Origin of the sequence: Methanoculleus sp. UBA208, from assembly GCF_002498065.1 — an archaeon.
GTDB lineage: Archaea > Halobacteriota > Methanomicrobia > Methanomicrobiales > Methanoculleaceae > Methanoculleus.
In genome coordinates, this window is the sequence record NZ_DAFZ01000054.1 from 425 (window position 1) to 21,676 (window position 21,252).

Annotated in this window: 18 protein-coding genes and 1 tRNA gene; 16 read left to right on the forward strand and 3 right to left on the reverse strand. The window is 64.1% G+C overall.

Annotated elements, in window-relative coordinates:
* The 6 genes from BRA62_RS05455 to BRA62_RS05480 all read left to right on the forward strand — a co-directional run.
* A partial coding sequence (locus BRA62_RS05455) for an HD domain-containing protein (protein WP_292365498.1) occupies positions 1-1,200 on the forward strand: 1,200 nt, incomplete at its 5' end.
* Between the two features lie 14 nt (positions 1,201-1,214).
* Positions 1,215-1,769 carry a UbiX family flavin prenyltransferase gene (locus BRA62_RS05460; protein WP_292365500.1) on the forward strand — a complete coding sequence of 185 codons (555 nt, stop codon included), beginning with the start codon at positions 1,215-1,217 and terminating at the stop codon, positions 1,767-1,769.
* Complete coding sequence (locus BRA62_RS05465; RefSeq protein ID WP_292365502.1) at positions 1,762-3,003, forward strand: UbiD family decarboxylase; 1,242 nt, start codon at positions 1,762-1,764, stop codon at positions 3,001-3,003. Before BRA62_RS05460 ends, BRA62_RS05465 begins: the two co-directional genes overlap by 8 nt.
* Complete coding sequence (locus BRA62_RS05470; protein WP_292365503.1) at positions 3,004-4,164, forward strand: aconitase X catalytic domain-containing protein; 1,161 nt, start codon at positions 3,004-3,006, stop codon at positions 4,162-4,164. It abuts the gene before it with no gap.
* A gap of 287 nt (positions 4,165-4,451) precedes the next feature.
* A complete protein-coding gene (locus tag BRA62_RS05475) occupies positions 4,452-4,715 on the forward strand; it encodes a HEAT repeat domain-containing protein (RefSeq protein WP_292365505.1) in 264 nt (87 codons plus the stop codon).
* 32 nt (positions 4,716-4,747) lie between these two features.
* Positions 4,748-5,071: a HEAT repeat domain-containing protein gene (locus BRA62_RS05480; RefSeq protein ID WP_331518851.1), complete on the forward strand. Its 324-nt coding sequence runs from the start codon at positions 4,748-4,750 to the stop codon at positions 5,069-5,071.
* A 7-nt stretch (positions 5,072-5,078) separates the two neighbouring features.
* Here the strand turns inward: BRA62_RS05480 and BRA62_RS05485 are convergent, their stop codons facing one another.
* Complete coding sequence (locus BRA62_RS05485) at positions 5,079-6,359, reverse strand: ArsB/NhaD family transporter (RefSeq protein ID WP_292365507.1); 1,281 nt, start codon at positions 6,357-6,359, stop codon at positions 5,079-5,081.
* Between the two features lie 170 nt (positions 6,360-6,529).
* The gene (locus tag BRA62_RS05490; RefSeq protein WP_292365509.1) at positions 6,530-9,235 is read right to left on the reverse strand and encodes a cation-translocating P-type ATPase; all 2,706 of its coding nucleotides are present in this window, start codon (positions 9,233-9,235) and stop codon (positions 6,530-6,532) included.
* 219 nt (positions 9,236-9,454) lie between these two features.
* Here BRA62_RS05490 and BRA62_RS05495 point away from each other — a divergent pair, with 219 nt between their 5' ends.
* From BRA62_RS05495 to BRA62_RS05530, 8 genes are all read left to right on the forward strand, one after another.
* Positions 9,455-10,000 (forward strand): type 1 glutamine amidotransferase domain-containing protein, encoded by a 546-nt coding sequence (locus BRA62_RS05495; RefSeq protein WP_292365511.1) that lies wholly within the window; start codon positions 9,455-9,457, stop codon positions 9,998-10,000.
* A gap of 57 nt (positions 10,001-10,057) precedes the next feature.
* Positions 10,058-11,260, forward strand: a complete 1,203-nt coding sequence (locus BRA62_RS05500) for a HEAT repeat domain-containing protein (RefSeq protein ID WP_292365513.1) — start codon at positions 10,058-10,060, stop codon at positions 11,258-11,260.
* Between the two features lie 26 nt (positions 11,261-11,286).
* On the forward strand, positions 11,287-11,814 hold the full coding sequence (locus tag BRA62_RS05505) for a HEAT repeat domain-containing protein (RefSeq protein WP_292365515.1): 528 nt from the start codon (positions 11,287-11,289) through the stop codon (positions 11,812-11,814).
* 29 nt (positions 11,815-11,843) lie between these two features.
* Positions 11,844-13,706 (forward strand): sensor histidine kinase, encoded by a 1,863-nt coding sequence (locus BRA62_RS05510; protein ID WP_292365517.1) that lies wholly within the window; start codon positions 11,844-11,846, stop codon positions 13,704-13,706.
* Between the two features lie 79 nt (positions 13,707-13,785).
* Positions 13,786-14,172, forward strand: coding sequence for a response regulator (locus BRA62_RS05515; protein WP_292365519.1), 387 nt, complete (start codon positions 13,786-13,788; stop codon positions 14,170-14,172).
* Positions 14,169-14,768 carry a CheB methylesterase domain-containing protein gene (locus tag BRA62_RS05520; protein ID WP_292365521.1) on the forward strand — a complete coding sequence of 200 codons (600 nt, stop codon included), beginning with the start codon at positions 14,169-14,171 and terminating at the stop codon, positions 14,766-14,768. The genes BRA62_RS05515 and BRA62_RS05520 overlap by 4 nt, the downstream gene beginning before the upstream one ends.
* Positions 14,769-14,826: 58 nt before the next feature.
* Positions 14,827-18,684: a DNA-directed DNA polymerase II large subunit gene (locus BRA62_RS05525; RefSeq protein WP_292365523.1), complete on the forward strand. Its 3,858-nt coding sequence runs from the start codon at positions 14,827-14,829 to the stop codon at positions 18,682-18,684.
* Between the two features lie 169 nt (positions 18,685-18,853).
* A tRNA-Leu gene (locus BRA62_RS05530) sits at positions 18,854-18,936 on the forward strand.
* Positions 18,937-19,055: 119 nt separating this feature from the next.
* Here BRA62_RS05530 and BRA62_RS05535 read toward each other — a convergent pair.
* Entirely contained in the window at positions 19,056-19,724 is a 669-nt protein-coding gene (locus tag BRA62_RS05535; RefSeq protein WP_349680540.1) for a DUF2115 domain-containing protein, read from the reverse strand.
* 462 nt (positions 19,725-20,186) lie between these two features.
* Here BRA62_RS05535 and BRA62_RS05540 point away from each other — a divergent pair, with 462 nt between their 5' ends.
* A complete protein-coding gene (locus tag BRA62_RS05540; protein ID WP_292365526.1) occupies positions 20,187-20,774 on the forward strand; it encodes a hypothetical protein in 588 nt (195 codons plus the stop codon).
* A gap of 309 nt (positions 20,775-21,083) precedes the next feature.
* Positions 21,084-21,227 carry a hypothetical protein gene (locus BRA62_RS05545; RefSeq protein WP_292365528.1) on the forward strand — a complete coding sequence of 48 codons (144 nt, stop codon included), beginning with the start codon at positions 21,084-21,086 and terminating at the stop codon, positions 21,225-21,227.
* The last annotated feature ends 25 nt before the right edge of the window (positions 21,228-21,252 follow it).

Genomic DNA, 21,252 nt, shown 5'->3' on the forward strand with positions numbered 1-21,252 from the left:
ATCAAGGATCCGGTGCACGGCTACGTCGAGGCGGAACCGCTCGCGCTCCGGTTGCTCGACTCGGAGGTAGTCCAGCGGCTCCGCCACGTCACCCAGCTCGGGTTTGCAAACCTCGTCTACCCCGGGGCAAACCATACACGCTTTGAGCACTCGCTCGGGACGATGCATCTTGCGGCCCTCATGTCGGGCGAGCTCGGGCTCGACGACGGCGAGACACAGCTCGTCACCACGGCCGCCCTCCTCCACGACATCGGCCACGGCCCCTTCTCCCATGTCACCGAACCGGTGATGAAGGAGTTTACCGGAAGGTGCCACCACCAGATCGATCGTCTGGTCTGCGAGGGAGCAATCGCCGGGATCCTCGAAGAGGAGGGGCTCGACCCCGCCGAGGTCTGCGCCGTCGTCGCCGGGAAGCACCGCCTCGCGAGCATCATCCACGGGAGCCTGGACGTCGACCGGATGGACTACCTGATGCGGGACGCCCACTACACCGGCGTGCCCTACGGGACGGTCGACGCGCACCGGCTGATCCGGAGCACCATCTTCACCGAATCGGGCATCGCCCTGCACGAAGGCGGGATCAACGCCGCCGAGTCGCTCCTCATCGCCCGGACGCTGATGCGCCCGGCGGTCTACTTCCACCACGTGAGCCGGATCGCGACGAGCATGTTCGTCCACGCCCTCCGCGAGGAGGTGCTGAACGTTCCGGGCACGGACGCACACGAACTGATGCGGATGGACGACGCCGCCTGCATGGAGCGGCTGAAGCACTCGCCGCACGGGATCACCCGCGACCTCGCCCGCCGGGTCTACGCCCGCGACCTCTACAAGCGGGCGCTGTATATCGGCGAGGACCGGGTGAACGCCGCAGCCCTCCGCCAGGAACTCGGCCCCGCCCGGGAACGGGAGATCGCCCGCGAGATCGCCGGGGCCGCCGGCGTCACGGAGGACTCTGTCCTCGTCGACATCCCCCGGCTCCCGGGTGCCCTCTCGATGGAAGTCCGGGTCAGGAACAGCCACGCGATGGTCGAGATCGAGGAGGTCTCCCCCCTCATCAATACCCTGAACGACACCCGGCGGCAGCAGTGGCGCCTCGGCATTTACACCGTAGAGGAGCACCGGAACACCGTGGAGCAGGCGGCAACAGAGGTGCTCCGGGTGAAGCGGGCGACAAAACAGGATAAACTCGTAGTGACATAACATATGGAGAGCACATGAAGAAGGAATTCGTCGTCGGGGTCACCGGGGCAAGCGGGATCGTCTACGCCCGCCGCCTGCTCGAGGTGCTCTGCGATCACTCAACGGTGCATATCGTCATCTCCGATACCGCCCGGCAGATAGCCGGGATCGAGCACGTGGACCTTGAGGGGTTCGACGCTATATACGCCGAGAACAGCAACCTCGCGGCCGATATCGCGAGCGGCTCGTTCTGCTACGACGGGATGGCGATCGTCCCCTGCAGCATGAAGACGCTTGCGGCGGTCAGCAACGGGTTCGCCGACAACCTGATCACCCGGGCGGCGGACGTCTGCCTCAAGGAGAACCGGCCTCTCCTCGTCCTTCTCCGGGAGATGCCGCTCTCCCGGATCCACCTGAAAAATATGCTTGCGGCCGACGAGGCCGGCGCGACCGTGATGGTCGCAAGCCCTCCCTTCTACCAGCACCCGGAGACCATCGGCGACCTCGTCGATATGGTGGTGGCGCGGGTGCTCGACCACATGGGGGTCAAACACGACCTCGGGACCCGATGGAGCGGATACGATGCGTGAATTTATCGAACTGATGCGCCAGCAGGGCAGGGTCGAGGAGATCGAGAGCCCCTGCTCGACCGTGTACGAGGCTCCCCGCATGGCGAGCCGGACGGATAAGATCCTCTTCTTCCGCGACCTCGACGGCCACCGGGGGGTGATGAATCTCCTCTCCGACCGCCAATCGCTTGCAGCGGCACTCGGCGTGGACGAGCGGGCCCTCGTCGGACACCTCGCGTCCATGACCTACGGCGGCTGCGTCGTGGATGCCGGACGGTGTGAGGGGGGCATACCTGCCGACCTCTCCCGCCTGCCGGTCATGAAACACTTCCCCGGCGACGCCGGGCGCTACTTCACCTCCGGGATCGTCTTTTCGCGCTACGACGGCGTCGAGAACGCCTCCATCCACCGGATGATGGTCCTCGACGATCGAAGGGTCGTCGCCCGCCTGGTGGAGGGGAGGCACACCCATACCATGCTGAAATCGGCGCTCGCCCGGGGGGAGAAACTCCCGGTCGCGGTCACCGTCGGCACCCATCCGCTCGTGACGTTCGCCGCCTGCACCCGCGTCCCGGAAGGAAAGGAACTCGCCTACGCCGCGGAGCTGATGGGCGGGGAACTCGCCGTCCGGGAGTGCGAAAACGGCGTCCGGGTCCCCGACGCCGAGATTGTGATCGAGGGCTATATCAGTGCCGAAAAAGCGGCGGAAGGCCCGTTCGTCGATATCACCGGGACATACGACCCCGTGCGCCAGCAGCACGTGATCGAGTTCACGAAGATGTACTGCAAGGAGGACCCCATCTATCACGGCATCCTTCCGGCCGGTGACGAGCACAAGCTCCTGATGGGAGCGCCGTATGAGCCCAGGATCTACCGTGCGGTCGGCGAGGTGACGACGGTGCGTGACGTCCTCCTCACGAAGGGCGGCGCCGGCTACCTTCACGGGGTGGTGCAGATCCGCAAAAACACGCAGGGAGACGCGAAGAACGCCATCATGGCGGCGTTTGCCGCTCATACGTCCTTGAAGCACGTCGTCGTGGTGGACGAGGATATCAATATCCACGACCCCCACGACGTCGAGTACGCGATCGCGACACGGGTGCGGGGCGATACCGATATCATGGTCGTCACCGGGGTGCGGGGCTCGTCGCTCGACCCTACGCGCCTATCAGACGGGACGAACGTGAAGGTCGGGGTCGACGCCACGATGGTCATGGGGAAAGAAGACGAATTCAGGAGAGCGGAGTGGCCGTAGATGTATCTCGATAACGATGACGAGAAGGTGCTCGCCGGCGAGTTCGGCGAGACACGCCAGAAGATGATGGAGATCCTGGTCGCGCTCGGGAGGGTCTACGAGGCTGAAAAACTCGTCCCGATCGCGAGCGCCCAGGTGAGCGGTGCGTCCTACAAGACCATCGGGAAGTGGGGGCTTTCCTGGCTGCAGAGCCTCAACGCCCGGGTGGCGGTCCCGACGGTCTTGAACCCCATCGGGATGCCGCGGGAGGGGTGGCAGGAGTTCGGGATCGGCGAGGAGTTCGCCCGCCGCCAGACGGAGGTCGTCGAGGCCTACCGGAGGCTCGGGATCCGGCTCGAGTGCACCTGCACGCCCTATTACCTCCGCATCACGGAGTACGGGGAGCATCTGGCCTGGTCGGAGTCCTCGGCAGTCGCCTACGCAAACTCGGTCCTCGGCGCCCGGACGAACCGGGAGGGCGGGCCGAGCGCTCTTGCGGCGGCGATCGTCGGGAAGACCCCGTACTACGGCCTCCACATCGTCGAGAACCGGCGGCCGCAGGTCGTCGTCGAGGTCGAGAGCGGCACGGGCCCGCACCCCAACCACTGGGGCGCCATCGGCCACGTCGCCGGGAAGAAGGTGGGGAACCGGATCCCGATCTTTTCCGGTATCCGGCCGGGCCGCGACCACCTCAAAGCCCTCGGCGCCGCGATGGCGGCGACCGGCGCCGTCGCGCTCTTCCACGTCGACAAGATCACCCCGGAGGCCCGGGTATTCTCTTTTGATACCGGCGACCTCGACCGGGTGACGGTGACGGAAGACGAGGTCGAAGCCCTCTTCGCAGAGACCGAGGTAGAGGCGGTTGCGGTCGGGTGCCCGCACTGCTCCACCGACGAGCTCCGGGAACTCGCGGAACTCCTCAGAGGAAAGGCGACGACGAAACCCTTCTACATCTTCGCCGCAAAGGGGGTCGCGCAGAACAACCCCGACCTCGTGGGCGTCATCGAGCGGAGCGGCGCCCGGGTGATCCCGGACACCTGCATGGTCGTCTCGCCCCGGATGGACGAGTTCAAATCGATCATGGTGGACTCGGGCAAAGCCCTCGCCTACGTCCCGGGGATGTGCGGGGCGCTCGCCCGGATCGGAACGAGGAAGGAGTGCGTCGAGGTCGCGACGTCGTGAGGGGCGGCGATCCGCTGTCCCTGTCGAACTTTTTTATACGGGGGTTGAGCTCCGCTCCTACGGAGCGTCGCACTCGAAGCCTGACGGCTTCTCATGCTCCGGACGTTCCGTCCGTCGCAACCCGCACCTGCGGTGCTCCAACTCCGCCTGCCCCTGGCGGGGCACGCGTCGTTACTCGAAAACGCTTCGCGTTTTCTCGAGCTCCGGACGTTCCGTCCGTCGCTACCCATAACGTTCTTAATACGAAAGAAGCATAGATGCGCGTATCGGCCAAAACGGGGAGATGTATGACGCAGAGGAAGGATATCGATACAATGCGGCGCAAGAGGGACATCGACGGGCTGGTTGAGGCGCTTTCAGACCCGGCCGAGATTGTGCGGCTGACTGCCGCCGAAGCGCTCGGCACCGTCGGCGACGAGCGGGCGCTGGAGGCGCTGGAGCGGCTGAAGTTCTCGGACTCTGATACGGGCGTCCGGCGGGCCGCATCCGTCGCGCACGCCCAGGTGGTTGCGAGGCTTGCAGCCCGGAAGGCGGCGGAGGGCCGGACGTAGTTCGGGGCCGCCTCCGGCCCGCCCGGCAAGGCATATATACCGCCGGGACGTCTACGCGAAACGATCAGGAGATTGCTATGGCGACAATCGATGAGGTCGATACCATGCGTGACGACCGGGACGTCGACGGGCTGATCCGGGCGCTGGACGATGAGGACGAGTTCGTCCGGTCGCAGGCGACCCTCTCTCTCGGGACGCTCGCCGACCCGAAGGCGCGGGAGCCGCTTGAGAGGATGCGGCGCGAGGACCCGAGCGCCTCGGTCAGGGAAGCGGCCGCGACCGCGTATAAGTGGGTGGTCGGCCGGCTCCAGGAGGTCGAGGCGACCCGGGAACCTAAAACCCCGCCGACCCGATAACGCCGGGTCACAGGACGGCAAAGGTGAGCCAGAGGATGGCGGTGCCGATCCCGACCGTGACGAAGAGCACGATCATCCCCACCTTCAGGAACTCCAGAAACGATATGGAAAGGCCGTTCCTTGCGGCGATCCCGATAACGACGACGTTCGCAGACGCCCCGATAGCCGTGCCGTTTCCGCCGAGGCATGCGCCGAGGGCGAGCGCCCACCAGAGCGGATAGGTGTCCATCGACGCGCCCATATCCTGGATAAGGGGGATCAGGGTGGCGGTGAGGGGGATGTTGTCGACGATAGCGGATGCGATCGCGGCGAACCAGGCGATGATCAGCATGGCCTCGCCCTCAGAGTGGACGTTGTTCACGACGAACCCGGCGACGGCCGCGATCGTCCCGGTCTCGACGAGGGCGCCGACGACGACGAAGAGCCCGCCGAAGAAGAAGAGGGCCGGCCACTCGATCTTCTCAAAGATCTCCTCCGGCGACTGCCGGCTCCAGAAGAGAAGGATCGATGCACCGATCAGGGCGACGAGGGCGGGCTCGAGATCGAGCTGGGCGTGGACGAAGAACATCCCGATGACGAGCGCGATGACGACAATCGATTTATTGAAGAGAGACCGGTCGCGGATCGCTTCCTGCTCGTTTAAGCCCGCAAACGTCTTCTCGATCCCGGCCTGCCCGTCGGGCGAGACGTGGAGGTCCTTTCTGTAGATGAGGGCGAGCATCCCCATGACGACGGCCAGGTTGACGACCATGATGGGGCCGAGGTTGACGATGAACTCGTTGAACGTCAGGCCGGCGGCCGAACCGATCATGATGTTCGGGGGGTCGCCGATGAGCGTCGCCGCCCCGCCGATGTTGGAGGAGAATATCTCGGCGATGAGGAAGGGGAGAGGAGTGATCCGCATGACGCTCGCGATGTAGAGCAGCATCGGGGTGAGGAGGAGGACCGTGGTGACGTTGTCGAGGAAGGCGCTCGTTATCGCCGTGACGAGCGAGAAGAGCAGCAACACCCGCATCGGGCTCCCTTTTGCCAGTTTTGTCGTTCGTATCGCGACATACTCGAAGAGACCGCTGCCGCGGGCGGTGTTGACGATGATCATCATCCCCATCAGGAGGAAGATGGTGCCGAGGTCGATGTACTCCGGGATCTTCTCCCACGGGACGATGTGGAGAAAGACGATGACCGAGGCGCCGAGCATCGCCGCCACCGCACGGTGGATCCGCTCGTCGATGATGAGCGCGTAGGTGAAGAGGAAGACCGCGATGGCGATCAGTTCCGGGCCGGTCACGCCTCCCCACCCCGGCGAGGGCTGGAGGCGGTGAGGCATGCTATGAGAGATTGACGATAGGTCATGGAACTCTCCAAAAAGAATGAATCGTAGAATTCAGGTATGCACGATTCTCCCATAATCATAACGGTCCGCACCGCCGGGTGGAGGGGGGCCGGGCGGCCTCCGGCTCACTCCGCCGCGGGTGACTCTCCCGAACCCGTCGCCCTTCTCGCCCGCCTCAGCATGACAATTTTGTAAACCTCCCCGGCGATCAGCACCGGCAGGCCGAGGAGGGCGAGCAGCCCCCAGTCGCCGGGGGTCAGCGGTGCGGTCCCGAGGAAGGTCTGCAGGACCGGGACGTAGACCACCAGCGCCTGGAGTGCGAGGCTCCCGAGGATCGCGAGGAACAGGGCGGGGTTGGAGAAGAACCCGACCCGGTGGAGAGGGTAACGGAACGACCGGAAGTTCAGCACGTTGTAGAGCTCGAAGATGATGAGCCCGGTGAAGGCCATCGTCCGCGCCCGGTCGAGGTCGGCCTCGTAGAGGCCAAGGAAAGCGTAGATGGTCAGGAGACCGAGCCACACCCCGAGGATGAGGACGATGAGGTAGGCATTCCGGGTGAGGATGGACTCCCCGGGGTCCCGCGGCCGCCTCTGCATGACGTCCCGCTCGGCGGGCTCGAGACCGAGCGCGATGGCGGTGAGCCCGTCCGTGACCAGGTTGATCCAGAGGATCTGGATGGGGATGAGGATCAGCGGCAGGCCGAGGAGGAGTCCGCCGACGATCGCGACCATCTCCCCGACGTTGGAGGAGAGGAGATAGCGGGTGAACCGGGAGATGTTGTCGTACTCCCGTCTTCCTTCCTCGACGCCGGCGACGATGCTCGCGAAGTTGTCGTCCACGAGCACCATGTCGCTCGACTCCTTCGCTACATCCGTCCCCTTGATCCCCATGGCTATCCCGATGCTCGCCTTCTTCAGCGCCGGGGCATCGTTGACGCCGTCGCCGGTCATGGCGATGACCTCCCGGTCGCGGGCAAGGATATCGATCACCCGGAGTTTGTGCTCCGCCGTGACCCGGGAGAGGACCTTTGTGGTCCGGAGACGCTCCTCGAGTTCGTCATCGGCCAGTGCCTCGAGATCGGTCCCGGTCAGCGCCCCCTCGCTCGATAAACCGAGGTCCCGGGCGATGGCGTAGGCGGTCAGCGGGTTGTCGCCCGTGATCATGATGACGTCGATCCCGGCGCTCCGACAGAGCCGGATCGCCTCCGCAGCCTCGGGCCGCGGGGGATCGACGATCCCGGCAAACCCGAGAAAGATCAGGTCCTTCTCCACTGTCTCCTCGGTCCACTCGAGACCCTCGGGGAGCGGGCGGTATGCCGCCCCGAGCACCCGGAGCCCTCCGGACGCGTAATCCCCGATCTCCGCGAGGAGCGCGTCGCGGAGGTCGTCGGTGAGCGGCACGACCGAGTCTCCCCGGAGCAGCCGGGACGAGCGTGCGAGAAGCACCTCCGGCGCTCCCTTCACGTGGGCGACAAAACCTCCCTCTTCGGGGTAGATGATCGTCATCCGTTTCCGGGTGGAGTTGAACGAGAACTCCTTCGCCGCCGCGGGGGCATCCTCGCGGGAGAGACCGGCCTTCGCCGCCGCGACCACGAGCGCACCCTCGGTCGGCGTGCCGAAGATCCGCCACCCCCCCTCTTCGAGATTGAGGGTCGCGTGGTTGCAGAGAAGGACGGTGCGCAGGAACCGGGCGAGCCCCTGGTCCGCGAGCGGGTCGACGGGAGTGCCCTCATGGAGGAACTCCCCCTCCGGGGCATACCCGGTTCCGGTGACCGCGACTTCGGCGCCGGGCGTCCTCACCCGGACGACCGCCATCTCGTTCCGGGTGAGCGTCCCGGTCTTGTCGGTGCAGATCACCGAGACCGCGCCGAGGGTCTCCGACGCCGGGAGGTGGCGGATCAGGCAGTTTCTCCGCATCATGTTCTTGATGCCGAGGGCGAGCGTGAGCGTCACGACCGCCGGGAGACCTTCCGGGATCACCGCCACCGCGAGCGAGACGCCGATGAGGAACATCTCGAGAAGCTCCCGCTGCTGCAGAAGCCCGACGATGACCACGAGCATGGCTATGCCGACGGCGATCAGCCCGAGGTCGCGGCCGAGGCGGTCCATCTGCCGGGAGAGGGGCGTCGTTTCGTCCTCGACCCGCTGGGAGAGCCCGGCGATCATGCCGAACTCCGTGTTCATCCCGGTGGCGACGGTGATACCCCGCCCCCGCCCGTTGACCACCGTCGTGCCCGCAAACGCCATGTTGCTCCGTTCGGAGAGAGCAGTCCCGGCAGGGAGCGAATCCGGCGCCTTATCGACGGGCGACGACTCGCCGGTCAGAGGCGCCTCGTCCACCTCGAGCGACGTCGCCTCGACGATGAAGAGGTCGGCGGGCACCCGCTCCCCCATCTCGAGAATAACGAGGTCTCCCGGTACGAGTTCCGGAGCATCGATCTCCTGCTGCTCTCCGCCGCGGACGACCACGGCCCGCTGGACGAGCATCTTCTTCAGCGCCTCGATCGCCTCGCCGGCCTGCCACTCCTGGGAGAACCCGAGCAGGGCGTTCAAGACGACGATGATGAGGATTGCGGCGGCGTCGACAGGTTCGCCGACGAGGAACGAGACCGCCGCCGCGATCACCAGGATGACAATCAGGACGCTCTTGAACTGCCGGAGGAAGACCTGGAGACGGGTTTCCCGGGCCTCTTCGCGGAGGACGTTCTTCCCGTAGCGCTGCAGCCGCTCCTCCGCTTCTCCCGGGCTTAAGCCCGACGGGCCGGTTCCGAGTTCCCGGCGGACTTCTTCCGCGGAGAGGGTGTACCAGTCAGGCAGAGGCCTTCCTCCCACAAGCGGTGTTTTTGCCGGGTTCTCCAATCGGCACGGGCATATGTTCCCGGTTCTGCGCAGGGCTATAAAAAGATATAGAGATCGCATCCGGCTGTCCGCGCAAAAGCCGCAACGGCGGCCGTTGTGGCCGGACGCCCGCCGGCCCCGTTCTCGATACTATTATATCCGGCCGAACCGATCAGGGGCGGGTCGGAAGTCCGGCCCCGGGAGGGAAAGGTGATGAGCAGAATAGCAGTCCTGATCACGGATATGTTCGAGGATGTCGAGTACACCAGGCCCGCGGAGGCGTTCCGGGAGGTCGGCCACGACCTCGTCCACGTCGGCCTCTCCGCGGGGGAGACCGTGCACGGGAAGAAGGAGCAGACGCCGGTCACGATCGACCGGGCAGCATCGGACGTATCGCCGGACGACTTCGACGCGCTCTTCATACCGGGCGGCTACTCGCCCGACAAACTCCGGGCCCACGATGCGCCCGTCGAGTTCGTGCGCCGCTTTGTCAAGAGCGGCAAACCGGTCCTCGCCATATGCCACGCGCCCCAGCTCCTGATCACCGCGCAGGTGCTCGAGGGCCGGAAGATCACCGGCTGGAAGTCCGTCGCCCAGGACATCAAGAACGCCGGCGCGGAGTACATCGACCGGGAGGTCGTGATCGACGACAACCTGGTCTCGAGCAGGAACCCGGACGATATCCCGGCATTCATCGAGGCGTCGCTTGCGAAACTGAAGGAGACCGTCGGCAGGAAGGCTGCGGCTGCAGAGCAGTAAGGCGGGAGCCCCGGCGCACAAACTCTTTATGGATGCGGCCCGCATCCACTCTTGACGATGAATCCTGCAGGTCTGCCGGGGGACTCATGGGAATGGGGCAGGCTTGCGATAATTGCTCTCGCCACGGCGCTCTCCGTTCTGCTGGACCTCATCTTTAACACGGTCACGTACACCCACTTCTTCTACCTGGTGCTCATCCTCGCCGCGTTCTGGTACCGCAGACGCGCAGTCGCCGTCGGGGTTCTGCTCGCCGCGGTCCACATCGCCGTCGAGTACCTTCTCTACGGGCCCCCGGGCCCGGCCATCCTCGTAAGCGCGGGGATCTTCGTCGCCGCCGCATACCTCCTCGGCTATCTCTTCGAGCTCGCGGGCAGGCGTGCCGGCGATCTCCACTTCCGTATCGGGGGGGGCGGGGCACCCGCGTGCGACCGGGATGCGGAGAGGCTGATCGCCCGGCTCTCGAGCCGGGACCCGGAGACCCGCTACCGGGCGGCCGGGTGCCTGGGCGACGCCGGCGTTTCCGCCGCGGTCGAACCGCTCGCCGCCCTCCTCGCGGACCCGGAGGTCGGCGTCCGCTGGAAGGCGACGGAGGCCCTCGGAAGACTGGGCTCTCCGGCCGTCGGGCCGCTCACCGAGAGCCTCCGGAGCGACGACGTCGATGTGCGGTGGATGGCCGCGGTCGCTCTCGGCGGGATCGGCGACCCCGCGGCGATCCCGGCACTGATGGGGGCGCTCAACGACGGGGATGCCTACGTCCGGAGCAGAGCGGCCCTGGCGCTCGGGGCTATCGGCGAGGCCGCGCGGGAGGGGCTCATCGCGAGCCTCTCTGCCGGGAACGAGCGCGTCAGGTGGGGGGCGGCCCTGGCGCTCGGCAGCATCGGCGGGGAGAGCGCCATCAAAGCGCTCATCGGTGCGCTCCGCGACCCCGACGGGGACGTGCGGCAGCGCGCCGCGGGCGCGCTCGGGGACATCGGCGAACCCGCCCTCCCCTCTCTCATCGAGGCGCTCCGGACGGACGACGAGGCGCTCCGGCAGGGAGCGATCGCCGCTCTCGGGTTTGTCGGAAGACCCGCCGTCGGGGCGCTCATTGAGGCGCTCGGCACCGGTGACGACTGGCGCGTCCGCGCGGGAGCCGCGCGGGCCCTCGGGGAGATCGGGGAACGGCGAGTGGCCGACCCCCTGATCAGGGCGCTCGACGACGAGAGTGAGGGGGTCCGCGAGGCTGCCCGTGAGGCGCTCGGCAGCATCAGGAAGACATAACACCCGCGAAGGTGTACCTGGACGCTATGACTGACAGGACCCGGATCGCGGAACTGATCGCCGATCTCCGGCAGGGCCCTCTCGCGGCCCGCCGGGCGGCGACAGCCGAGCTCGGGGCAAGCGGAGAAGCGGCCGTCGGCCCACTCATCGACGCAATGCAGACCGGGGACAACGACATCCGGTGGTACGCCGCCCGTGCGCTCGTGCAGATCGGAGAAGCGGCGATCGAACCCCTCCTCGCGGCGATGCGCGCCGCCGAAGACCGGGACTTCCAGCGATACGCCACGGCAGCCCTGACGGGGATCGGCGAACCTGCCATCGAACCCCTCGTCGGCGTCATCGAGAGCGCCGATCCCGACCTCCAGCCGTTCGCCGCGATGGCCCTCTGCCGGATCGGGGAGCCGGCGGTCGAACCGCTCCTCCGCCTGATGCAGAGCCCTGACCCGAAGACGCAGGAACGCGCCGCGCTCCTCCTCTGGAAGATGGGAGAGCCGGGAGCCGGGCCGCTCACCGAAGCGCTGGAGGCGGGCAGCCGATCCGCGAATAATAAATGATCCGGAAGCCTTCAGATCAATAGGGTCTGATGGCACCTCGTATCAAAAAGAGCCCCCTCCAGCTCCTGCCGATGGGGCGTTACCTGAAACCCCGGATGCTCCTGGTTGCAGGAACCTCCGGTGCCGCGGTCATTGCCGCACTCCTTGTGGAGCCCCCCGGCACCAATTTCATCCTCTGGTTCCTCCTTTTCCTTCCCGCCGTGATCGCCGGCTACCTCTACCGCGAGCGGGGGATCGTCGTCGCCACCGTGCTCGGGCTTGCCTACATCGGCGTCACGGTGCTGCGCGCGTACCCGGAGCCTGACGCCCTCCTCCCCTTCGTCGCCATGATCGCCCTTGCGTCGCTCGCCTCGACCGTCGGCTACTCGGCACGGGAACAGATCCACCAACTGGAGGCCATGGAGCGGGCTCCCGGCGGGGCGTTTCTCATCAGGCAGGAGGACGGGACGATAGCGGATGCGAACCGGGACTTCGCCGAGTTCCTGGATTACACGACGGACGATCTGCAGGACCTGCCGATATCGAGGATCTGGCCGTTCGCCGACGACCGCGCACGGTTCTTCGCCCAGGCAAAACCGGATGCGGGCAACGTGGTCCTCGAGACGCAGTTCGTCGACCGGGACGGCAAAATACACTGGCTCGTCCTCTGGGGACGCTGCTTCGACGATGCCGTCATCTCCTGCCGCGTCTCGGACATCACCCGGTACAAAGAGGCGGAAGCGGCCCTGAACGCCGAACACCGCCGCCTCTTCTCGATCCTGGATACGCTCCCGGCCTACGTCACCCTGCAGGCGGAGGACCACACCTTCCGGTTCGTCAACAAGGCGTTCAGGGAGACCTTCGGCGACCCGGGGGACAGGCACTGCTACGAGGTGCAGCGCGGCACCCGCCGGCCCTGCAACCCCTGCCACAGCGCGCTGGTCTTCACCCTCAGGAGCCCGCAGCGGTGGGAGTGGGACCACATGAACGGAAAGACCTACGAGGTCCATGCTTACCCGTTCACCGACGCGGACGGGTCGCCCCTGATGCTGCAGCTCGGAATCGATATCACCCAGCGGGTGCAGGCGGAAGAGGCGCTCAAAGGGTTTGCCGGGAATCTCCAGGCAAAGAACCGGGAACTGGAGGTGCTGCGAAGCCAGCTCTATGTCGTCAACCAGGAACTCGACGAAATGGTCAGGGAGCGGACCGCCGACGTGGAGAAGCTCCTCGCCCAGAAGGACGAGTTCATATCGCAGCTCGGGCACGACCTCAAGACGCCCTTAACGCCGCTGGTCGCGCTCATGCCGGGGATCATCCAGAAGGAGCAGGACCCCGCACTCCGGCGCCTCCTCGAGATCGCCGGCCATAACGTCACCTACATGAAGGACCTGGTCCAGAAGACCCTGCAACTCGCCCGGATGAACTCGCTCTACATCGAGCTCGACCTCGAGCCCCTCGACCTGCGGGCCGAGTTGAACAACATCTTAAGGAACTACGCGGTCACGCTCAAGGCGAAGACGATCGCCCTCAACAACAATGTCCCGCCGCAGATCACCGTCAGGGCCGACCGGGTCCTCCTCGGCGAGATCTTCAACAACCTGATCGCCAACGCCGTCAAATACATGCAGGACGGGACGGGGACCATCACCATCGACGCCGCCCGCGAGCAGGAGGTCGTGGTCATCTCGGTCAGGGATACCGGGATCGGCATGACCCGCGAACAGCTCGACAAGGCGTTTGCCGAGTTCTACAAGGCCGACCCCTCCCGGCACGATCTCGATTCCCCGGGCCTCGGCCTCACGATCTGTCGGCGGATCGTGGAGCGGCACGGGGGGCGGATATGGGCCGAGAGTGCCGGGGAAGGGATGGGCTCGACCATTATATTCACCCTGGAAGCGATCGACGCGCCGTGAGAAGAATCCGCAGGGTTATATATTGATTGGGGCGAGAGAAACTACTCAAAGAACCCGGCGGGTTCCGGGGAGGGAGCAGATGACGGAAGTGCCGTGCCAGCGTATTATGGTCGTCGATGACGACGTGTTCATCCTCGAGGTGATGAAGGAGCTCTTCGAACCGGAGGGAATCGAGGTCGTCGCCGTGGAGAGCGGCGATGCCTGCATAGCGGAGCTGAAGAAAGGGTTCCGGGGAGTCGTCCTGATGGACATCATGATGCCCGGAAAGGACGGCTGGGAGACGATCAAAGAGATGATCGACCTGGATCTCATGGAAGGAAACGTCGTCGCGATGCTCACTGCAAAAGACATCCCGGACGGAGAACTGGAATACATCAAGGAGCACGTCATCGACTACATCACGAAGCCGTTCGAGGCGGACGAGATCGTGACCGTCGTGAAGGGCTACCTCGATTATCTTGCATGACGAGGAGACGCATGGAGAACGCCGCACCATCCAGCCGGACGATCGTGGTCATCGGTTCTTCGACCGGCGGCCCGCGAACGCTGGAGACGATATTTTCGCGGTTCCCGCGCGTCGATGCCGCCATCGTCATCGTCCAGCACATGCCGCTCTACATCAACAGTTCGCTCTGCAGGCATCTTGCAAAGACCACCCGGATGGATGTCAGGATCGCGGAGGACGGCGAGTCCGTGGAGCACGGCACGATCTACGTGGCCCCAAGCGATGTCCACTTGAAACTCGTCGGAAACCGGACCATCCGTCTCTTCGACGACGAGAAGGTGCAGTTCGTCAGGCCCTCCATCGACGTCGCCATGACATCGCTCGAGAAGAACGGCGGCGACCGGTTCGCCGGGGTGATCCTCTCGGGGATGGGGAGCGACGGAGCGCAGGGGATCCGCCACATCAAGGCCATCGGCGGCGTCACCCTCGCGCAGACCCTCCGGACATGCGCCATCCACGCCATGCCCCGCGCCGCGTTCGAGACCGGAAAGGTGGACCAGATGCTCCCGCCGGAAGGAATCCGGGAGCAGATCATCCGGATCGCAGGCACCCTCTGAGGCGGTCCGGTCATCGATCCCGCGCCATCTAAATGCGTGAAGAACCCATACTCCATGCATGGAGGTCTCACCTGCTACCGCCCGGTACTTCGACGAACTGATATCCGGGCTTGAGTCCGCGATGCGGTTCGCCGCTGCCGCACGGGCCCGGGGACTCGATCCGAGGACGGAGATCGAGATCCCGGTGGCAAGCGACCTCGCCGACCGCGTGGAGGCGCTCCTCGGCTACAAGGGTATCGCGGCCCGGATCCGCGAGCTCGAGCAGGAGATGTCCCGGGAAGAGGTGGCGCTCCGCATCGGCGACGATTTTGCGGCTAAAATGTTCGGTGAGACCACGCCGGAGGAGATCCTCGACCACGCCATCCGGGGAGCGATGGCGCTCCTGACCGAAGGCGTTGTGGCAGCCCCGACGGAGGGGATCGCGAAGGTCAGCCTCGGGAAGAACGACGACGGGACGGACTACTTAAAGATCTACTACGCGGGCCCCATCCGGAGCGCCGGCGGGACGGCGCAGGCGCTCTCGGTGCTGGTGGGCGATTACGTGCGCCAGGCGCTCGGGATAGGCCGCTATATCCCCCGGCCGGAGGAAGTGGAGCGCTATATCGAGGAGATTCGGCAGTACAACAACATCATGAGTCTGCAGTATCTCCCGAGCGAGAAGGAGCTCCGGATGATCATCAAAAACTGCCCCGTCTGCATCGACGGCGAGCCGACCGAGCAGCAGGAGGTGAGCGGCTACCGGAACCTGGAGCGGGTGGAGACGAACACCGTCCGGGGCGGGATGGCGCTTGTGGTCGCCGAAGGGCTGGCCCTGAAGGCCCCGAAGGTCTTAAAGAACGTCCGCAAGATGAAGATGGAGGGCTGGGACTGGCTCGAGGAGATGATCGGCGGCGGCCCGAAGAGCGACGACGACGATGCAAGTGCCGCGATCAAGCCGAAAGACAAGTACATCCGGGACCTGATCGGCGGACGGCCGGTCTTTTCCTACCCGATGCGCAAGGGCGGGTTCCGGCTGCGCCTCGGCCGGGCGCGGAACACCGGGTTTGCGGCCGCGGGCTTCAACCCGGCGACGCTGCACATCCTCGGGGATTTCCTGGCGGTCGGGACGCAGATGAAGGTCGAGCGCCCGGGGAAGGCGGCGGGGGTCGTTCCGGTGGACTCGATCCAGGGGCCGACGGTCAAACTCCGGAGCGGGGAGGTGCGCCGGGTGGACGACGCGGCGGAGGCCCGGCGCCTTGCCGGGCAGGTGGACGAGATCCTGGACGTCGGCGAGATGCTGGTCAGTTTCGGGGAGTTCATGGAGAACAACCATCCCCTGATGCCCCCGAGTTACTGCGAGGAGTGGTGGATGCTCGAGGGCGGTCCCCGCCACCCGGCAAATGAGCTCGAGGCGATCGAGTTCGCGCTCGACGGGGCTCCGCTCCATCCCGACTACACCTACATGTGGGACGACGTCGCCCCGGCCGATATCGCCTCCCTCGCGGAAGCGGTCGGCACCGGCGGGACGATCGAGGACGGGATGCTGATGCTGCCCCACACCCCGGAGACGAAGGCGATCCTCGAGGAACTCCTGGTGCCGCATCACCTCTCGGGGGACCGGATCGCGATCGGCGAGCACCTGGTCTTCCTCGCCTGCCTCGGCCTGACGCTGCAGCTCACGAAGCGGCCGGCGTGGCAGGACGCCCCGATGGAGAACTCGCTCGATCTGGTGATGCACCTCTCGGGCTTTACGGTCCGCTCGAGGGCGGGCACTCGTATCGGCGGCCGGATGGGGCGGCCGGGGAAGTCGAAGCCGCGCGAGATGCGCCCGCCGCCCCACTCGCTCTTCCCCATCGGCGACGAGGGCGGTTCCCGCCGGTCGTTCCAGGCTGCCTGCTCTTCAAAGCCCCGGTCGAACACCGACGGCGGGGTGATCGAGGCGGAGGTCGGGGAGCGGCAGTGCCCCGCCTGCGGCGCTTTCACCTACAAGAACCTCTGCGAGTGCGGGGCGCACACGAACCCGGTCTTTCGGTGCCCCCGGTGCGGCAAGGACGTCGGCAAAGAGGTCTGCCCCCGGTGCAACGCGGAGACTGTCTGCCTCCAGAAGGTCACGATCAACGTGAAAGCGGAGTACCTGGCGGCGATGGAGAGCCTCGGGGTGCGTGAATCGTCCGTTGCACTCCTCAAGGGCGTCAAAGGGCTCATCTCCCGCGAGCGGCCGGTGGAACCGATCGAGAAGGGGATCCTCCGGGCGCTGCAGAACCTTTATGTCTTCAAGGACGGGACCTCCCGCTACGACATGATTGACCTTCCCCTGACCCATTTCCGGCCGGACGAGGTCGGCGTCCCCATCGAGCGGCTCCGCGAACTCGGCTATACCCACGATATCCACGGCCGGGAACTCGTCTCGGACGACCAGGTGCTGGAACTCCGCCACCAAGACATCCTGGTCTCGGAGGGCTGCGGCGAATGGCTGGTCCGGGTGGCGAAGTTCGTCGACGACCTGCTGGTGCGGTTCTACGGGCTCGAGCCCTTCTACCGGGCGGAGAGACCGCTCGACCTCGTGGGCCACCTCCTGATGGGGCTTGCGCCGCACACGAGCGCCGGGGTCCTTGCCCGGCTGATCGGGTTCTCGAAGGCCGCGGTCGGCTACGGCCACCCGTTCTTCCACGCGGCGAAACGGCGGAACTGTTTCTCCGGCGATACGGAGATCGCCGTCTCCGACGGTCGGCGGTGGATAACGGTGCCGATCCGGAAGTTCGTGACGGAGAACTTCGATCTCGCGAAACCCGGCTTAGACCATGTCGGGACGTTCTACTCCGATCCGAAGCAGCCGTTCTACGTCCGGAGCATCGATCCGCAGGGGAAGACCAGCCTGAAGAAGGTGACGTCCGTCTCCGTCCACCGGGCCCCGGCGCACCTGATCCGGTTCGCGACACGGCGGGGGAAGGTCCTTTCGGTCACGCCCGACCACGCGATGCTCGTCTGGGACACCGATTACCTCCGAAAGATCCGGGCCCTCGAGGTGAACGTCGGCGACCGCGTCCCGGTGGAGGAGGGCGGGCTCGTCGTGGCGGACGAGGTCGTTTCCCGCGAGACGGTGCAGGCGCTCGACGACCGGGTCTACTGCCTGACGGTCGCCGACAACCACACGCTGGTCGCGAACGGGATCTTCTGCGGCCAGTGCGACGGCGACGAGGACTGCGTGATGCTCCTCCTCGACGGGCTGATCAACTTCTCCCGGGCCTACCTCCCCGAGACACGGGGCGGGACGATGGACGCACCGCTGGTTTTGACGACCCGGATCGACCCCTCAGAGGTCGACAAGGAGAGCCACAACGTCGACGTCTGCGACCACTACCCGATCGAGGTCTACAACGGCTGCCTCGCCTACGCCCACCCCAAAGACCTCGACGACTACGTCGACCGGGTGGAGCGGCGGCTCGGGACCCCGGCGCAGTGCGAGGGGTTCCTCTTCACCCACCCGACCTCGAACATCTCGGCGGGGCCGCTCGAGTCCACCTACACGAAACTCGGGTCGATGCTCGACAAGCTCGAGGCGGAGCTCGACCTCGCGAAGAAGATCCGGGCGGTGGACGAGGACGATGTTGCCGAGCGGGTCCTGAATACCCACTTCATCCGCGACCTCCAGGGCAACCTCAACGCGTTCTCGAAGCAGAAGGTCCGGTGCATGAAGTGCAACGCGAAGTACCGCCGGATGCCGCTCGCGGGGAAGTGCACCCGCTGCGGGGGGCACGTCATCCCCACCGTCCACGAGGGTTCGGTGAAGAAGTACCTGGAGATGTCGCGCAACATCTGTGCGACCTACGCGATATCGGACTACACGAAGCAGCGGGTGGAGGTCCTCTTCATGCAGATCGAGTCGACCTTCGGCGAGCCCCCGGAGAAGCAGCTCGGGCTCGCGGATTTTATGTGAGGTGGGTTCGCGGGACGGCGGTCTGCCGCCTCGCGCCGGGACATCCCTTCCGGGCGGCGGAGGACTGCCCCGGCACCTGCCCGGCGAGGAGCTCCGTCCCGGCGGCGGGTTGCCCGGCGGGGCGGGGCGCCATCAAGCTCATTACTCCAGACGTTCAAGAGGTACAGGCGCGAGTGTTACCGAGAGGCCAAAGGTGATCGACTCAAGATCGATTCTCGAAGGAGTTCGCAGGTTCGAATCCTGCCACTCGCATTCTGGTTTGTCAAAACCTCTTGCAGGGTCAGGCTTTTTGCCACATACTCTGTATCACTCCATCTCGTGCCGATTCGTTTTGGAGCGTCATCCCCCTCACCCCGGTTGCCCACCCGGAACTACCCGTCCTCGGTCTGCAGTGCGGGGCAGAAGTTGCAGATCGAGAACGGGACTTCTTTTTCACGGTCACGGATGAGACAATAAAAAGACCCATTGTGCTCTTCGACCCGGAACCCTCCCGGGAACGGCGTTCCCACCGGGTGACCCGGGCGGTCGAGCACGAAGATCGTAAATGCCGAGACCAGGTAATAAAAGGCCCGATGTCGGGGTGTATTCCGAAACGGGATCCGTTCCGGAGATTCATCCCGCTGGAAGCATCCATCGGGAATCATATTGCAGAACTCAACGAACGTTGCACGATCAGTGATCGGTTCGGTCATGGACCGGAACCGGCCCGACCGGTGCATGGCGAGAAGCTGGTGGTGAGCGCCGAATAACTGCTCGGTGATGAAGGGGTGGACCTGTTTCCGGTAGGGATCGGGCAGCCGGATCATCTCCGCGTGCAGCCGCCCCCCGATGATCTGAAGATCCATGAGCGAGTAACGACTGACTTCTTCGGCGAGGAGCAGCCCGAGATCTCCCTTTGTTACCGCGGCCGCCATCCGCCGGACCATTTGATGAATTGCACCTGCTTCGTCCTCTGCCGTGATTGGATCGAACTCCTTCCAGTATGAGTATACTGATAATCTTCCATTAATCTGGCGGGCGTTGACAGCAGTTGCTGTCACTCTGCTGAAAACTGCTGTCATTGCTGTCATTGTCTGGATCCCCGTCCAGCCGGACCGTGACCTCACATCCGCCGGCCCATTCGCAGCAGTGTTGTAGAGGCCGATCGCGAGGTATTTTTCCTTGAGTCCAGGGCCGGCCTTCCCGGGGATCTGTTCAGGGGGCCAGATTCCTAAACTACTAATTTAGTAGAATTTAGTAGTTCGTTAGTAGTTCGCGGCAGCGATACCTGGCACTTGCTAACGCGATACGTGGCTTCGTCCCGGTCGATTCACCCGGCATTCAACCTCTGGCATGTAGTGTCATGATCGGAAGAATATTGGGATGACTTCAACCGTTAGCGGACTTCTCTTAACACCCTCAAGCCTGCCCAGCACTGCGATTTTTTATAAAACAACATTCTACAGAGCGATAATGATGGTTAGGACAAATATTAACAACCCGGAGAGAATGAATCCCCATTTATGATCAGTCAAGAAAGATTCGAATTTATCAAAGAGAAGTATGGGTGTTACGCTAGTTGGGCAATATGGGCTGATGCAGGAGAAAAACCAAAAGACAATATTGGTGACCTGAGTGTTTTTGATCTAAAACATAATTCAGGTCTTTTAGAGCAATTGAATCCAGATATCATTCTGGTCGGGCTGAATATATCGCGCGGACGTATGAAGTATCCACTGGCGAATTTTCATGATGCGAGACCTGAAGCGATGGATTTCAAGATCCGGTATACGTTGAGAAGCTCCCCTTTTTGGGGCGCATACATGACAGATATCATCAAGGATTTTGATCAAAAAGTATCTGGAAAAGTCAGGAGTTACTTAAGAACACATAAACAGTTTGAAATTGAGAATGCAAAACTGTTTCATGAAGAAATAATCGATGTAGCTACTCATAACCCTACTATTATCGCTTTTGGAGATGTCGCTTATAGGATTCTAATGAGGAACTTCATGGATGAGTACAAGATTTTGAAAGTACCTCATTACAGCATTTATTGCAGCAAGGAAAAATACAGAGAAAACGTAGGGCGTATTTTGCAGTATGAATAGGGGGTCATCCCAATATTCTCTCAATCATGAACTACATGCCGGGTAGATCAATCCCAAGTATGGTGAGCCCGAGGTATCGCCAAGAATATCTCTCCCGGCATTTGTGCCACAGCCGGTGGCACTTTTCCACCCCATCCATCTCAGGATCAATTGAGAATGAAACAAGTATTTTCCCATGTATCCCAAAGAATCCAGACATTGGGAATAATATGGTCAACTCCCCAGATTGACCCTAATGAGATGGAGGGCCAAAGGATCCGGACTACTGATTCCGATAATAATATTTCACCGAACGATGATTGTGAAACCATGGCGAAGCCACTGCAAACCGGGCTGGAACTGACCGGAGAAGATGCGCTGCGTTTTCACCGGTATATGGAAGGCCACGAAGAGCTGCCGCAACGCGGGCGTGAGATGATGCGGGTAGCGGTTCGGCTGGCCGAGCAGGAGTAACTTCGATTACCGTAGGTATCTGAAC

Coding starts and splice junctions, on each gene's coding strand:
- BRA62_RS05470 (WP_292365503.1), top strand. CDS start 3,004: ATGTATCTCGATAACGATGACGAGAAGGTGCTCGCCGGCGAGTTCGGC.
- BRA62_RS05460 (WP_292365500.1), top strand. CDS start 1,215: ATGAAGAAGGAATTCGTCGTCGGGGTCACCGGGGCAAGCGGGATCGTC.
- BRA62_RS05465 (WP_292365502.1), top strand. CDS start 1,762: ATGCGTGAATTTATCGAACTGATGCGCCAGCAGGGCAGGGTCGAGGAG.
- BRA62_RS05520 (WP_292365521.1), top strand. CDS start 14,169: ATGACGAGGAGACGCATGGAGAACGCCGCACCATCCAGCCGGACGATC.
- BRA62_RS05495 (WP_292365511.1), top strand. CDS start 9,455: ATGAGCAGAATAGCAGTCCTGATCACGGATATGTTCGAGGATGTCGAG.
- BRA62_RS05515 (WP_292365519.1), top strand. CDS start 13,786: ATGACGGAAGTGCCGTGCCAGCGTATTATGGTCGTCGATGACGACGTG.
- BRA62_RS05510 (WP_292365517.1), top strand. CDS start 11,844: ATGGCACCTCGTATCAAAAAGAGCCCCCTCCAGCTCCTGCCGATGGGG.
- BRA62_RS05505 (WP_292365515.1), top strand. CDS start 11,287: ATGACTGACAGGACCCGGATCGCGGAACTGATCGCCGATCTCCGGCAG.
- BRA62_RS05540 (WP_292365526.1), top strand. CDS start 20,187: ATGATCAGTCAAGAAAGATTCGAATTTATCAAAGAGAAGTATGGGTGT.
- BRA62_RS05545 (WP_292365528.1), top strand. CDS start 21,084: ATGGCGAAGCCACTGCAAACCGGGCTGGAACTGACCGGAGAAGATGCG.
- BRA62_RS05475 (WP_292365505.1), top strand. CDS start 4,452: ATGACGCAGAGGAAGGATATCGATACAATGCGGCGCAAGAGGGACATC.
- BRA62_RS05500 (WP_292365513.1), top strand. CDS start 10,058: ATGAATCCTGCAGGTCTGCCGGGGGACTCATGGGAATGGGGCAGGCTT.
- BRA62_RS05525 (WP_292365523.1), top strand. CDS start 14,827: ATGGAGGTCTCACCTGCTACCGCCCGGTACTTCGACGAACTGATATCC.